Here is a 14,408-nt window from a genome sequence, read left to right as displayed (position 1 = left end):
ACGGTTCTCGGCTTGGGTATCGGTATAATAACCAATGTAGCAGCCGAAAGTCAGGGTGAAATGCTCGATCAGGAGCCTGATTATGAGCAGGAAGAATGCAAAACCAGAGAAGAAATCCTCCACGAAATCTTCGGCGCTGACGATTATGACTACGATAATTATGATGACAGCGAGGATGAAGATGAGGACGAAGGATTCTCCATGACACTCTAAACTATATCAAACGAAGGGATTGATGTCAAATATGATTCGGTTCAATTTTCAAACCAACTACCACATTAACAAAATCATAAAAATAATTCGCCGCATTTACTGCGGCGAGGAAAGGACTCTATGGACAAAGAATTCAGTACCATTACTCTAAATAATCCCTCAGATTTTTACAGAAGGAATCTTTTCAGCTCCACTACCATGACGGTCAACGGTGCTACTTACGAGATTATTTCTGTTAACCCTACCGCTGACGCTCCCACCGTCAGTGACACCATCAAATATTTAATCACAGGAAAATAGCAACGTGACGTTGCATCCAAATCCGCCTTTGGAAAACTGAGATATGTAAACTAAGGTTCTGCAACGGCGGGTCAAAAGTTTTATTGTCAAAAAACAAGCCAAAATCTCTGGACATTCAAGCCGAGTTAGGGTATCCTGTTAGCGTATCCTATTCGGTTTGAATTTCAGAGTGGCTGCATTCGGAAAGGAAGGTTCAAATTGTTAAACACAAATTCAAACCAATTGATCACTGCTCTCTATTGCCGTCTCTCGCAAGAGGACGAGCGCGAGGGTGAATCAAATAGCATATCCAATCAAAAAATCATTACCAAGAAGTTTGCGGACGATAATAATCTGCACAACTGTAAGTACTATGTTGACGACGGTTATTCCGGCGCAAATTTCAACCGTCCCGGTTACAAGCAGATGATGGAGGACGTTTACGCGGGTAAGGTCGGAACGGTTATCGTCAAAGACCAATCCCGACTGGGCAGAGAATATCTCCAGACAGGTATGTTGATGGAGATTACATTCCCGCAATATGACGTGCGCTTTATCGCAATCAACGACGGCGTTGACAGCCTTCATGGTGAGAGTGACTTCTCCGGCATCAAGAATTATTTCAATGATTTCTATGCCAGAGATACGAGCAAGAAGATTAGAGCTGTCATTCATTCAAAAGGTGAGCGCGGGGAAAGGATAAGTACAACTGTTCCTTACGGATATATGCGAAATCCCGATAATCCAAAGGAATGGATTCCCGACCCTGAAACCGCGCCGATTGTAAAAGAAATCTTTGATTTATACGCAAGCGGAATCGGAATCTGGAGTATCTGTAATCAGCTTGCGGAGCGAAAAGTGATCTGTCCGAGCGTATATGCTTTCAAGAAAACAGGAAGTCGCAGCGGTCAACCGAACTTAAATAATCCATATATATGGTCGCAAAACAGCGTTAGGAAAATGTTGTCGAACCCATTCTATGTTGGAGATACCGTTAATTTCAAAACTTATTCCAAGTCAAACAAACTGAAAAAGCGCATAAACAATTCGCCTGAAAATATCCGGGTGTTCGAAAATACTCATGAAGCGATTGTTGACAGGAAGACATTTGACCTCGTACAGAAACATTTTGAAGGCAGGAAACGTCCTGATACACAGGGCGAGATGGACAAGTATTCCGGTTATCTTTACTGCGGAGACTGTGGCAAAAGAATGTATCTTCATCGTTCGAAAACAATGCCGACTGAGAAAAACTACTTTCAATGCGGCGGTTATCAGCGAGGAAAATCAAGATGTACTGTCCACAATATCAAGGAACATGTGCTTGATACGATCGTTCTCGCACAGTTAAAATCTATGATAGCGTTGGCGAGCAGCCACAGCGATGAGTTTTATGCTATGGCAACCGAGAAGGGCAAAGCTGAAGCTAAAAAGTATTATGCTTCGGCAGAGAAAGAAAAATCTCAGTTGACTACCCGTATTAGCGAGCTTGACAACATCATTCGCTGCCTTTACGAGGACAGAGTGATCGGACGTATCACTCCAGAACGTTATGATTTCCTTGCATCAGGCTACGAGGAAGAACAAGCTCAGATTCGCACTAAGCTGAACGAACTCAACGAAAAAATCAATGAGATTGATTTACAGGAGAAATACGTCAAGGATTTCATTGCAAAGGCAAAAGAGTATATCGACATCGAAAAACTCACTCCCGAAATCCTCCGCGCCTTTATCAAGCGAATAGATGTCTACGAAAAGGAAGTCAGATATTCGCGCACCTGCGGCAACACCATCGTAATCCAATACACATTTCAGTTAGATAAAAACTAAACAGAAAAATACCCTGAAGGCACTTAAAACCTTCAGGGTATCCCCGCCGCTGAATTTTCCGTTAAGAATATCACGGATTAAGTCAGGGGTGTTATTTTTTATTCCCATTCCACCGTGCCGGGAGGCTTTGAGGTGATGTCGTAGACTACTCTGTTGACGTGGGTTACTTCATTTATAATGCGGTTGGACACTCTGCCGAGGATATCGTAAGGGATTTTAGCCCAGTCGGCGGTCATAAAGTCGTCAGTGGTTACGGCGCGTATCGCGACAAGCTCGCTGTAGGTTCTCGCGTCGCCCATTACGCCGACGGTTTTAACTCCGGGAAGTACCGCGAAGAACTGGCTCATCTTGTCAGCATAGCCGCACTTGTCCATTTCGTCGCGGAGAATAGCGTCGGCTTCCTGAAGAATCTTTACGCGCTCGGCAGTTACTTCGCCGATAACGCGGACGCCCAGTCCCGGACCCGGGAACGGCTGACGCCATACGAGGTCGTGAGGAAGTCCGAGCTTCTCACCCACTGCGCGCACCTCGTCCTTGAACAAGTCCTTGAGCGGTTCGATGATATCCTCAAACTTGATATCCTCGGGTACTCCGACCTGATTGTGGTGGGTCTTTATCTTCGCCGCGTCACCCTTGCCGCTCTCGATACGGTCAGGGTAAATTGTTCCCTGAGCAAAGAATCCCGAGCCGTAGCTCTCGCGGATCTTGTTCCAGAACACGTTATAAAACTCCGTACCGATGATTTTACGCTTGTCCTCGGGGTCGCTGACACCCTTGAGCTTTGAGAGGAATTCGTCCTGACAGTTGATGCGGACGAAATTCATATCAAAGAGCTTTGTGAAGGTGTTTTCAACAAAATCGCCCTCGTCTTTACGCATTAACCCTTGGTCTACAAACACGCAGGTGAGCTGCTTGCCGATAGCCTTGCTGATGAGCGCGGCGGCAACAGAGGAATCAACTCCGCCTGATAATCCGAGAACTACGCCCTTATCGCCTACCTGAGCGCGAATCTGCTCGACGGTGGTGTCGATAAAGCTGTCCATCTTCCACTCGCCCTTACACTCACAGACATCGTACAAGAACGCTCTGAGCATGTCCTTGCCGTGCTCGGTGTGGTTGACCTCAGGGTGGAACTGAACGCCGTAGAGCCTGCGCTCCGGGTCAGCCATCGCCGCAACGGGACAGTGAGCCGTGGTCGCGGAAACAGTGAAGCCCTCGGGTACCTCATTAATATAGTCCCGGTGACTCATCCAAGAAATGCCCTGCGAGGGAATATTCTTAAAAAGAATATTATCGGAGTTATAATCGGTCACGGTCTTGCCGTACTCGCTGACAGCGTCGTCGGTAGCGGAGACTACGTTGCCGCCGAGAGAATACGCCATGAGCTGACAGCCGTAGCAGATGCCGAGAACAGGTATTCCCAGCTTGAAAATCTCCGGGTCATAGTGCGGCGAGCTCTCGTCGTAAACGCTGTTGGGTCCGCCTGTAAAGATAATACCCTTGGGGTTGAGCGCCTTGATTTTTTCAAGCTCGACCGTATAGGGCAGGATTTCGCAGTACACATTGCACTCGCGAACCCTTCTGGCAATCAGCTGGTTGTACTGACCGCCGAAATCGAGGACGATTACCGTTTCCTTGTTCATATTATACCCCTTTTCAAAATGAACGGGGCTGTCTTGAAACAAGACAGCTCCTTTTTATTATCTGTAGATGATGTCGCTTCTGGAAGGACCGTTGGATACCATTTTGATCGGAACGCCGATTTCCTTCTCGGCGAACTCAATGTACTCGCGGCACTCCTTGGGCAGCTTATCATACTCAGTAATTCCCGAGATAGAACACTTCCAGCCCTTGAGCTTTTTAAGAATGGGCTTGCATCTCTTGAGCTTGGTGGTTGACGGGAAGTAGTCGATAACCTCGCCGTCAAGCTCATAGCCGACGCAAACAGGAATCTCGTCGAGGTAGCCGAGAACGTCGAGAACGGTGAATGCAACCTGAGTAGCGCCCTGAACCATACAGCCGTAGCGTGTGGCAACAAGGTCGAGCCAACCCATACGTCTGGGTCTGCCTGTGGTAGCGCCGAATTCGCCGCCGTCGCCGCCGCGTCTGCGAAGCTCGTCAGCCTCGTCGCCGAATATTTCGGAAACAAACTCGCCCGCGCCGACAGCGCTGGAGTATGCCTTGACAACGGTGATGATCTCCTTGATCTCGTAGGGCGGAATTCCCGCGCCTACAGCTCCGTAACCGGCGATAGTGTTTGAGGAGGTAACCATGGGATAGATGCCGAAGTCTGTGTCCTTGAGAGAGCCGAGCTGACCCTCGAGGAGTATGTTCTTGCCTTCCTTGATGGCGTTATGTACAAACATGAACGCGTCGCCTACGTAAGGCGCGAGCTGCTCCTTGTACTCCATGAGCTTGTCAAAAATCTCCTGCTCGGTGATTTCGGGCTTGTTGTAGAGGTTTTTGAGAGTGGCGTTTTTGATTTCAAGCGCGTGATGAATCTTTTCCTTCAAGGAATCGGGATCGTCATAGAGCTCATTGATCTGGAAGCCGATTTTTGAGTACTTGTCGGAATAGAAGGGCGCAATACCGCTCTTTGTGGAACCGAAGGAATTCTTTCCGAGACGCTCCTCCTCATAGCAGTCAAATGAAACGTGGTAAGGCATTACAATCTGAGCGCGGTCAGAAATGATGACGTTGGGCGTGGGTACTCCCCTGTCCTCGAGCTCCTTCATTTCCTTGACGAAGTTCTCAACGCTGAAGGCTACGCCGTTGCCGATGATGTTGGTGATATTCTGATGAAATACGCCCGAAGGGAGCTGGTGCAGCGCAAATTTGCCGTAATTGTTGATGATGGTGTGACCCGCGTTCGCACCGCCCTGAAAGCGGATAACGATGTCGCTGTCATTGGCGAGGACGTCGGTGATTTTGCCCTTTCCCTCATCGCCCCAGTTAGCGCCTACGATAGCTTTTACCATGGTTTTTTCTCCTTATGCTTAAACGTTGATTTCGGGTTTGTCCGATTCAATATCTTTATATTTCTCGAGCGCCGGAGCGACATACTCGTTGAGGAAATCCTCGGTCTGCTCCTTTGCTCTGCCTGTGTACTTTTCGGGTTTGAGAATGCTCTCGAGCTCCTCAAGAGTTACGCCGAACGCCTCGTCAGCCGCGATTCTCGAAAGAAGATCATTTTCGCCGCCTTCCTCCTTGATAACCTTGGAGGCAGCCATTGAGTGAACGCGGATCCTCTCGTGGAGCTGCTGACGGTCGGCTCCCCTCTTCTTTACGGCGTCCATCATAATATTCTCAGTTGCCATGAAGGGAAGCTCCTTGCGCAGGCGCTGCTCGATGACCTTCGGGTAAACAACAAGACCGTCCGCAACGTTAGCACAGAGTGAAAGAACTCCGTCAATCGCGAGGAAAGCCTCGGGAACGCTCAGGCGCTTGTTCGCCGAATCGTCGAGGGTGCGCTCGAACCACTGGGTAGCGGTAGTGAAGTAGCCGTTGAGCACATCAACCATTACATATCGCGACAGAGAACCGATTCTCTCGCTGCGCATGGGGTTGCGCTTGTAAGCCATTGCCGAGGAACCGATCTGGTTCTTTTCAAACGGCTCCTCAACCTCCTTGAGGTGCTGCAGAAGTCTGATGTCATTTGAGAACTTTGCCGCTGACTGAGCGATACCCGCGAGCACGTTGAGGAACTGTGAGTCGAGCTTGCGCGAATAGGTCTGACCAGATACCGGGAAGCAAGCCTGATAGCCCATCTTTTCAGCTATTTTCTTATCAAGAGCCTTGCACTTCTCGTGGTCGCCGTCAAAAAGCTCCAAAAAGCTCGCCTGAGTACCCGTGGTACCCTTTGAACCAAGCAGCTTTGCCTTTGAGAGCTGGTACTCAACGTCCTCGAGATCCATCATGAATTCCTGGATCCAGAGGGTCGCGCGCTTGCCGACAGTCGTGGGCTGAGCGGGCTGGAAGTGAGTAAACGCGAGGGTCGGAAGCGCCTTGTATTCATCCGCGAATTTGGAAAGGTTGCGGATAACCGTGATGAGCTTGTTGCGCACGAGCTTCAAGCCCTCGGTCATGATGATGATATCTGTATTGTCGCCGACGTAGCACGAGGTAGCTCCGAGGTGGATAATGCCCTTTGCGTTCGGGCACTGAACGCCGTAAGCGTAAACGTGCGACATAACGTCGTGGCGGACGAGCTTTTCTCTTTCCTGAGCGACGTCGTAGTTGATATCGTCAGCGTGTGCCTTGAGCTCGTCGATCTGAGCCTGAGTTACCGGCAGACCCAGCTCCATTTCCGCTTCAGCGAGCGCAATCCAGAGTCTGCGCCATGTGCGGAATTTTTTGTCGGGTGAGAATATATATTTCATTTCCTTGCTCGCGTAGCGCGCTGACAAGGGTGACTCATAACAATCCTTACTCATTTTCCTGTTCCTTTCCGATGCATTTACTGTCAAAATTCATTCCGCCGCGTTCCTTTCCATCGAGGGTTTCATGAATGATGTCGGCGGGATAATCGCCCGTGAAGCAGCCCTGACAGAAACCGACAGGCGCGAAGCCTATCATCTCGTGAAGATATTCGACGGGCAGATAGCCGAGGGAATCCGCTCCGCTGAGCTTGGTGATTTCCTCGATAGTATGGTTGCAGGCAATCAGCTCTCCTCGCGAGGGAATGTCGGTGCCGTAGTAGCAAGGCCACATAAACGGCGGCGAGCTTATGCGCATATGAACTTCCTTTGCGCCTGCGTCTCTGAGCATGGTGACTATGCGGTCAACGGTGGTTCCGCGGACGATACTGTCGTCGATCATGACAACACGCTTGCCGCGCACCATGTCGGCGATCGGGTTGAGCTTTATGCGGACGCTCTTCATTCGCTCAGACTGACTGGGCTTGATGAAGGTTCTGCCGATGTAGCTGTTCTTTACGATAGCCTTTTCGTACGGAATGCCGCTCTCCTCAGCGTAACCAATAGCCGCGTCGATACCGGACTCGGGAACGCCGATGACCATGTCCGCTTCAACCGGGAACTCGCGGGCTAAAATTCTTCCCGCCTGCTTTCTGGCTTCATAAACGCTGACTCCGTCGATAAAGGAATCGCTGCGGGCAAAGTAAATATACTCAAAAATACAGAGAGACTTTTTCTTTTCGCCGAAGTCGGGCTTCATGCTGCGCAGACCGTTGTGATCAACGATGACAATTTCGCCCGGCTCAACGTCTCTCTCAAACTCGGCTCCACAGGCGTCAAGAGCCGCGCTCTCACTGGCGAAAACATAGGTGCCGTTGAGTCTGCCCATGCAAAGAGGTCTGAAGCCGTGAGGGTCGCGTGCGGCAATGAGCTTTCTCGGACTCATAACAAGGAGCGAATACGCACCCTTGATGTGACCCATTGTGCGGGCAACAGCCTCCTCAACGGAATGGCAGTTCAGACGAGCTCTCGCAATAAGGTAACAGATTACCTCGCTGTCGATAGTTGTCTGGAAAATCGCGCCCTTCTGCTCGAGCTCACGGCGGATCTCTACCGCATTGGTGAGGTTTCCGTTATGAGCCACGGAAAGAGTACCCTTTACATAACGCATAACAAGCGGCTGTGCGTTTTCGAGCACAGAGCCGCCTGCTGTTGAATAACGGACATGGGAAATACCCATCTGACCTTTGAGGGAATCAAGAATACTGTTGTTGAATACCTCGGTCACAAGTCCCATGTTTTTATGATAGTCGATAACGCCCTCGTCAGACACCGCTATGCCGCAGCTTTCCTGACCTCTGTGCTGGAGAGCAAGAAGTCCGTTGTAGCAGGCATAGGCAGGGTCAAGAGAGCCGTCGCTGAATATTCCGAATACGCCGCACTCCTCATGCAGCCCTTCTTTTGCAAAATTGTCGAAAGAATAATTCAAAATTTCACCATCCGATAACAGGTTGTCCGTTTATTATTCACCGAGACCGATTCTCTTCATCATTTCGGCATACGCCTCTTCTACGCCGCCCATGTCGCGGCGGAAGCGATCCTTATCAAGCTTTTCCTGGGTGTCAACATCCCAGAAGCGGCAGGTGTCGGGAGAAATCTCGTCGGCGAGAATGATGGTGCCGTCGGGCAGTCTGCCGAACTCAATCTTAAAGTCGATAAGGTCAACCTTGCATTCCTTGAAGAACGCAACCATAACCTCGTTGATTTTCATGGTGTATTTCGCGATAGTGTCAAGCTCTTCCTTTGTAGCGGCGCCGATAGCGATGATCTGGCTGTCGTTGATCATGGGATCGCCGAGAGCGTCGTCCTTAAGGCAATACTCGAGAGTCGGGCACTTGAACGCTGTACCCTCGGGAACACCGAAACGCTTTGAGAAGGAGCCGGCTGCCTTGTTTCTCACAATAACCTCAAGAGGTACGATCTGAACCTTCTTGAGCACAGTGTCGCGGTCGCTGAGCTCCTCAACATAGTCGGTGGGAACTCCGTTCTTCTCGAGCAGCTTGAACATAAAGTTGCTCATTCTGTTGTTAACAACACCCTTGCCGACGATTGTACCCTTCTTTTCGCCGTTGAACGCGGTGGCGTCGTCCTTGTAGGAAACAACGCAGAGAGCGGGGTCGTCTGTCGCGAATACTTTTTTAGCCTTGCCTTCGTAGAGCATTTCTTTCTTTTCCATCTGTAATTCCTCCAAAGTTTCGGTGCGGCGGCAGCTTTCGGGCATACCGGGCGCTGTCTGACCGCTGAAAATACCAATACATCTATATTATATAATAGTTTTGAAGTTTTGGCAACCGTATAAGAATTAAAAACGAATTTTTCCGAATAAAATAAAAATATTTTCGCAATCATGTAAAAATATATCTAATTTTGCAACCGGCAAAAGAAAAAGAGCAGCGTGATAACTGCTCTTAACGGCGCCTGAGATATAAAGACAGATCTTTACATGGCTGGGTTCTGTTTTTTAACGGCAAGATTGATGAGATGTGCAATCGACGGAATTGTCTTCTTTTGCCCGGCCGAAGTTGCGCTGAGCAAAGCTCCGGTCGGTACAAACAGAATATTTCCGAAAATCCCGCTCTTCAAATCCCTCAGGATTTTTGAACAAAGCACGCTCGCGCAGCAGCCGCAGCCGGAGCCGCCGGCGTGCACGTCTTGAGACTCACGGTCAAAAATCATCAAACCGCAGTCGTTGTGACGGCTTCTGATATCAAATCCTTCCTCCAGAAGCAGCTCATGAAGACCGCGGCTGCCAACAAGCCCTAAATCGCCTGTGAGTATCAAGTCATAGTCTATGGGCTTTGTTTCGGTATCTCTGAAAAAGGAAGCTATGGTGTCCGCCGCAGCAGGTGCTGTTGTCAAGGTGGAACCATAAATTTTTTATCTAACAAGCCCGAAAAGCCGCATAAACACTGGCTTTTTTTGAGCTGGTAAGAATTAGCAGTCTGGTTTTTGCAAAAATCGCGTCAAATAATTTGACTTTGTCCAATTAATTGACTGTACAGTGCTTTTCTGTTATCCCTTCAAAAACAAACCCTCATCTTTAGCTGGAAAGAATAAATTGCTAATATCGGGAAATATGCGATCACACATAAAAGCGACCGTCGGTTTTATCTTTCCGCATTGGAATAATAGTGAACACATAATTTATTCCCCAAAATCGAATTATTGCCAATTTTGGGGAATACTTGCTGTCATTAAATTATATTTATCCTTTGAAAAGCTTGCAATCTTTACCTTTACATCTGAGCAGAGCATTAAATTCTTATTCTAGACAAGGTGTTTTAAGCTGTTCTAGAACTTCGCACTCAAATTTTAGCGCTTGCGGACATTTTTGTTTTACCGTTTGCCATCTATCGCATACCTTATCAATCATTTTTCCATATGGTATTCTGGACTTTTTTCGTTTCGGAATACGAATGCCATGGTAGCATTTGCCGTGACTGATCAAATCCCAAGGAGAATCCAGCTGTTCAACCTCATCCATTCCATCTTCATAGGCTGCAACGATCCACGCATCTGTAGCATCACAAGGTATTGTAACAACGCTGCAAATCCGTTCATCATCTCCGATTATCTTGTAAATAAATCGGTTTAAATATTCCACTCTCCCTTGCGGTGTGCCGTCACAGACTGCGTTAGGCGGAAGAACTTGCAAACATTCTTTTTCCTTTTTTACAGAACAGTTAAAAAAATCTTCCGTGCCTTGTTCGTTACAATCCACCTGAATATTCGGACAGTAAATCTCTTTTTCGCATCTTGCTACATCAGCGTCCATATGGATAATCAATAAGTCGATAGAGGGAACAATATCTTTTAGATACTGATACATATCGGAAGCTCTATTCTGACACCATCTGATGATACCCTTCCATCCATTTCCGTTATCTGTGCCAAATTCAGGATTGGGTTGCAAAAACAAAGTGCGGTATTCTTCCTCAAAAAAACACCCGATTACGCTCTTTAACATTTCATAATCACGATCGCCTTCGCAAACAATACCTATAATCTTCATAGCAAATCAGGTACGCCTCCAATTCGCCCGGAGGTCCAGAGCTGTGATAACGACATCTTCTCTTTTACCAAGTTTTCTGATACTCGAATTCTTTCTATATAAACATTTCCGTTCTTATTCGAGCGATTCATGGTAAACAAACGAACGTTATCGTTGGAAAGATCCAGTCCATCTAAAACTAATGGATTGTGTGTCGTTAAAAAAACTGTTTTCGATTTTTGCTGAACGATTTCACTGATTTTTCGCATAACAGTTCTTGCCAATTGAGGGTGCATGGCCTGATCAAAGTTATCAATCGCATACACTGCAGGAGCTTTTGGATGTAACGCCAAACAGAACATGAACAAAACATATAAAGCTCCTTCGCTTGCGTCATACGCGGTAAACTTTGTTGATTCTTTCAGATATTTATCCCGAAACTCAAGAACTCTTCTACTTACCGAAACAGCGGCGTTAACACGTTCTTTTGTTGGAACGCCGATACTTATTGAGTCAGCCCAATCAATTACCTCAAGAATATCATCAAGATACACGTCTGAATCGTTTCCGACTAAATAGTCTCCGTCTTCCTCATGAATAATTTCATCCAATGCTTCTGCTAATCTTCCACCACTGAGTCCCACGGGAATTGTCTGTTGGAGATCAGGCGCAGTTCCCCTGAGCGCCGCTGTAAACGGCTGATAAATCGCATAATTGCGAAACGGTTCAATAGCCGCTTTAACAGGGAACAGACGCTCAGACTGATTTGTCAATAACATCCCAACGGTATTGTCAAAATTTTCTTTAGAACGTCCGCTTCTACCCCAAATCTGATTATTTTCCTGAAAAAGTGATTCGGAATGATAGCGCCAAACATTATCGTCATTAGGAGCGTTCAAATGAACATTATATCTATAGTTCTCTTCAGTTGCATCGTCTTTCCACGATACTTCAAAAGACATCGTTTTGCTCTTTATTGTATCCTTAAACGCCGATTTATAAAGCGAGGGAGCACTTAATCTGACTCCTTTCCGCGAAAGGGAATTCCCGTCAACACGATCTGTCATCGCAGCACTTAACACACCGATAGATTCCAGTAAAGTGGTTTTTCCGGAACCGTTTGCGCCGATAAAAACATTAATTTTGCCCGGAGAAAACGAAATATCTTTAAGCGCCTTAAAATCTCGGATTGTTATTTGTTCAATAGTCATTCAAAAACCTCCTTATCAGTATGTTAAACAATTGTAGCTTAAGTATACAGTATTTATCGATTATTGTCAAACCTAACGGAAACATTTTCGAAAGCAAGCTAAAGTTGCAATATCAACATAAAACAACATATATAACTCATGTTCGGTGCATTTTCTGTACCGAACCTGTTGTTTTTATCATACGCCAAACAAGCTTTCAATCTGCGTATCTTGCAGGATCCTCTTGCTCGGCTTGTCCGCGTTTTGGAGCATTGCCTCTATGCGGTTGGAAATCACCACGTCCACAAAACGGTTGGTGTCGATTCCGCGCAGGGAGAAGAACAGCAGCGGCTCCTCGTCGAGGCGTGCGCCTACGCCGTAGAGCGTTGCGGCGACGTGCTTGCACATCACCGCCCAGTCGGGGCAGGAACAGGAAAACGAGATTCCCCTCGGTTCGGGGAACAAGCCGCCGTTTTCCAAAAACACGTCCTTTAGCTCCTTCGGAAAGTCGCCGTTCACGAGCTTATCAAGCGTTTCCACGCGCGTGCCGCACTTTTCCATAATCTGCTCAATGCGCTGCTCCGACAGCGGACTGATGCGAATTTCCACCTTGTACGGCGTTTTGCGGGTGCCCTGCACACGCGACAGGATTTTGCCCTTTTTCATCTGCAAATCGGTCACCGCGCCCGTGCGCACATACCGCCTGCCGCGCGGCAGTCTGGTGTCAAAATCGGCGTAGCGCTCCAAATTGTCGCACCACGATTTGCCCCACCAGCTTTTAGCGATTTGGCGTGATCGAATAACGATCGGGTGCAGCGTCTGTACCTTTGCCGCCGCTTTTTTGCGCGTATTCTGCGCGTTTTCCTTTAGCTCTTTCTCGGTGGGCGCGGATAATTCATTTCGTTCCAATAGCGCGCCATTGTTACACCTCCAGACGGAGCAGATTCATCAGCTCGTCGTTATTCATTTCAGTTATCCAGCTCTCGCCGCCCGCGCCGATGACGTTTTCGGCGAGCTCCTTTTTGGAATTGATCAGCGCGTCGATTTTTTCCTCCACCGAGCCCTTGCAGACGAATTTATGCACACCATCACATTTTTGTCCTGACCGATACGGAAGGCGCGGTCGGTCGCCTGATTTTCAACGGATGGATTCCACCAGCGGTCAAAATGGATAACGTGATTGGCGTTCGTCAGGTTCAAGCCCGTGCCGCCCGCCTTGACGGACAGCACCAGATACGGCACATACGCCTCGCTCTGGAACCGCTCGACGATCTCATTGCGCGCCTTGACAGGAATGCCGCCGTGGATTACACCGCCGCGTCTACCGAAAATTTCCGCCAGATAATCGTCAAGATACCCCGTCAGCTCACGGAACTGCGTAAAGACCAGCACGCGCTCACGCTTTTCCGAAATAGTCTGCGCCAGCTGCCGCAGCATTTCAAACTTGCCGCTCTGCGCCGGGCTGTATTCCTCGGTGCCTAGGTATTGGTCGGGATGGTTGCAAATCTGCTTTAAATGCAGCAGCAGTGACAGCACCAGCCCTCTGCGCTGCATACCTTCGGTGTTGTTGATTCTGTCCTCCGTTTCAGCAAGCAGCTTGCGATAGAGCACCGCCTGCTTGGCAGAGAGGGCGACATAATCGACCTGCTCCAGCTTGTCGGGCAAGTCGGAAATAATCTTCTTATATCGGTTTTGACACGCCTGAGCAGGAACGGCGCGATCATGCTTTTCAGCTTGGCGTAGCCCTCGGGGCGCTGCTCCAAGCCGCGGCAAAACACTTTGAACTCCGTCATGCTGCCCAGCAGTCCCTTGTTCAAAAAGTCGAACAGCGACCAGAGGTTGGACAGGTCGTTTTCGATCGGCGTGCCGGTCATCGCAATGCGCATGCGGCTTTTGAGCTTTTTGATTTGCCGCGTCTGCTTTGTCGCAGGATTTTTTATCGCCTGCACCTCGTCGAGAATGATGCAATCCCAGACGGATTGTTCCAGCGCTTCTACGCTCATCGCCATGCGATAGGTGGTGACGGTCAAGAACGCGTCCGATTTTTCAAAGCGCTGTGACATCTGCGAAGCGTGCGCGCCGTGGAGGATTTCAACCGGCATTGCGGGCGTGAACCGCGCCGCCTCCTTTTGCCAGTTGCCGAGCAGGGACGCGGGAACGATCAGCAGCACCCTACCGTTCGGCTGCTGCTTCCGCCGCATCGGAATATGCCTTGGTTGACAGGGCTTTCGCTGTCATCTCCTACAACAAGGCGTCATTGTAATGCACCTCGGCCAGTTGGAAATATTTTTAATTATTTCGATTATTGTGACTACCCCATCAAATATATTTATTCCGTACAAATCTCAACATTCTTACCGCTGAACGTAACCCCATACTTGATAACGGTTGTAATTCCCCGTCGTTTCATTTCAGTATCATATATTCCGA

At 48.5% G+C, this 14,408-nt stretch carries 12 protein-coding genes and 2 pseudogenes; 2 read left to right on the top strand and 12 right to left on the bottom strand.

The window, feature by feature from the left end:
* Together KQI64_RS09115 and KQI64_RS09110 are read left to right on the top strand one after the other, a co-directional pair.
* Nucleotides 1-213 (top strand): annotated as a pseudogene (locus tag KQI64_RS09115) (hypothetical protein); the annotation flags it as partial.
* Nucleotides 214-711: 498 nt separating this feature from the next.
* On the top strand, nt 712-2,322 hold the full coding sequence (locus KQI64_RS09110) for a recombinase family protein (protein WP_216524404.1): 1,611 nt from the start codon (nt 712-714) through the stop codon (nt 2,320-2,322).
* A gap of 98 nt (nt 2,323-2,420) precedes the next feature.
* On the opposite strand, the gene guaA is transcribed toward KQI64_RS09110, so the two are convergent.
* From guaA to KQI64_RS10470, 12 genes and pseudogenes are all read right to left on the bottom strand, one after another.
* Nucleotides 2,421-3,965 carry a glutamine-hydrolyzing GMP synthase gene (gene guaA, locus KQI64_RS09105; protein ID WP_216524403.1) on the bottom strand — a complete coding sequence of 515 codons (1,545 nt, stop codon included), beginning with the start codon at nt 3,963-3,965 and terminating at the stop codon, nt 2,421-2,423.
* Between the two features lie 57 nt (nt 3,966-4,022).
* Nucleotides 4,023-5,300, bottom strand: coding sequence for an adenylosuccinate synthase (locus KQI64_RS09100; protein ID WP_216524399.1), 1,278 nt, complete (start codon nt 5,298-5,300; stop codon nt 4,023-4,025).
* Nucleotides 5,301-5,318: 18 nt separating this feature from the next.
* The gene (gene purB, locus KQI64_RS09095; protein ID WP_216524398.1) at nt 5,319-6,755 is read right to left on the bottom strand and encodes an adenylosuccinate lyase; all 1,437 of its coding nucleotides are present in this window, start codon (nt 6,753-6,755) and stop codon (nt 5,319-5,321) included.
* Complete coding sequence (purF, locus tag KQI64_RS09090; RefSeq protein WP_216524397.1) at nt 6,748-8,226, bottom strand: amidophosphoribosyltransferase; 1,479 nt, start codon at nt 8,224-8,226, stop codon at nt 6,748-6,750. Before purF ends, purB begins: the two co-directional genes overlap by 8 nt.
* A 33-nt stretch (nt 8,227-8,259) precedes the next feature.
* Nucleotides 8,260-8,973: a phosphoribosylaminoimidazolesuccinocarboxamide synthase gene (gene purC / locus KQI64_RS09085; RefSeq protein ID WP_216524396.1), complete on the bottom strand. Its 714-nt coding sequence runs from the start codon at nt 8,971-8,973 to the stop codon at nt 8,260-8,262.
* Between the two features lie 263 nt (nt 8,974-9,236).
* The gene (locus tag KQI64_RS09080) at nt 9,237-9,656 is read right to left on the bottom strand and encodes a hypothetical protein (RefSeq protein ID WP_253289250.1); all 420 of its coding nucleotides are present in this window, start codon (nt 9,654-9,656) and stop codon (nt 9,237-9,239) included.
* Between the two features lie 403 nt (nt 9,657-10,059).
* Complete coding sequence (locus tag KQI64_RS09075) at nt 10,060-10,809, bottom strand: hypothetical protein (protein WP_216524395.1); 750 nt, start codon at nt 10,807-10,809, stop codon at nt 10,060-10,062.
* A complete protein-coding gene (locus KQI64_RS09070) occupies nt 10,806-11,999 on the bottom strand; it encodes an AAA family ATPase (RefSeq protein WP_216524394.1) in 1,194 nt (397 codons plus the stop codon). The genes KQI64_RS09075 and KQI64_RS09070 overlap by 4 nt, the downstream gene beginning before the upstream one ends.
* Nucleotides 12,000-12,176: 177 nt before the next feature.
* Nucleotides 12,177-12,887 carry an SWIM zinc finger family protein gene (locus KQI64_RS09065; RefSeq protein ID WP_253289249.1) on the bottom strand — a complete coding sequence of 237 codons (711 nt, stop codon included), beginning with the start codon at nt 12,885-12,887 and terminating at the stop codon, nt 12,177-12,179.
* Nucleotides 12,888-12,900: 13 nt separating this feature from the next.
* Nucleotides 12,901-13,035: a hypothetical protein gene (locus tag KQI64_RS10555; RefSeq protein ID WP_301282432.1), complete on the bottom strand. Its 135-nt coding sequence runs from the start codon at nt 13,033-13,035 to the stop codon at nt 12,901-12,903.
* A complete protein-coding gene (locus KQI64_RS10475; RefSeq protein WP_253289248.1) occupies nt 13,011-13,643 on the bottom strand; it encodes a DEAD/DEAH box helicase in 633 nt (210 codons plus the stop codon). The genes KQI64_RS10555 and KQI64_RS10475 overlap by 25 nt, the downstream gene beginning before the upstream one ends.
* Nucleotides 13,644-13,747: 104 nt before the next feature.
* Nucleotides 13,748-14,179: pseudogene (locus tag KQI64_RS10470) on the bottom strand (SNF2-related protein); the annotation flags it as partial.
* Nucleotides 14,180-14,408 lie beyond the last annotated feature (229 nt).

It is taken from the genome of Lachnoclostridium sp. MSJ-17, assembly GCF_018918205.1.
In the GTDB taxonomy this organism is placed as follows: domain Bacteria; phylum Bacillota; class Clostridia; order Oscillospirales; family Acutalibacteraceae; genus Ruminococcoides.
The sequence above is the reverse complement of the archived record's forward strand: the minus strand, read 5'-3'. Positions and strand labels throughout refer to the sequence as shown.

Coding starts and splice junctions, on each gene's coding strand:
- KQI64_RS09075 (WP_216524395.1), bottom strand. CDS start 10,809: ATGAAGATTATAGGTATTGTTTGCGAAGGCGATCGTGATTATGAAATG.
- purC (WP_216524396.1), bottom strand. CDS start 8,973: ATGGAAAAGAAAGAAATGCTCTACGAAGGCAAGGCTAAAAAAGTATTC.
- purB (WP_216524398.1), bottom strand. CDS start 6,755: ATGAGTAAGGATTGTTATGAGTCACCCTTGTCAGCGCGCTACGCGAGC.
- KQI64_RS09070 (WP_216524394.1), bottom strand. CDS start 11,999: ATGACTATTGAACAAATAACAATCCGAGATTTTAAGGCGCTTAAAGAT.
- guaA (WP_216524403.1), bottom strand. CDS start 3,965: ATGAACAAGGAAACGGTAATCGTCCTCGATTTCGGCGGTCAGTACAAC.
- KQI64_RS09100 (WP_216524399.1), bottom strand. CDS start 5,300: ATGGTAAAAGCTATCGTAGGCGCTAACTGGGGCGATGAGGGAAAGGGC.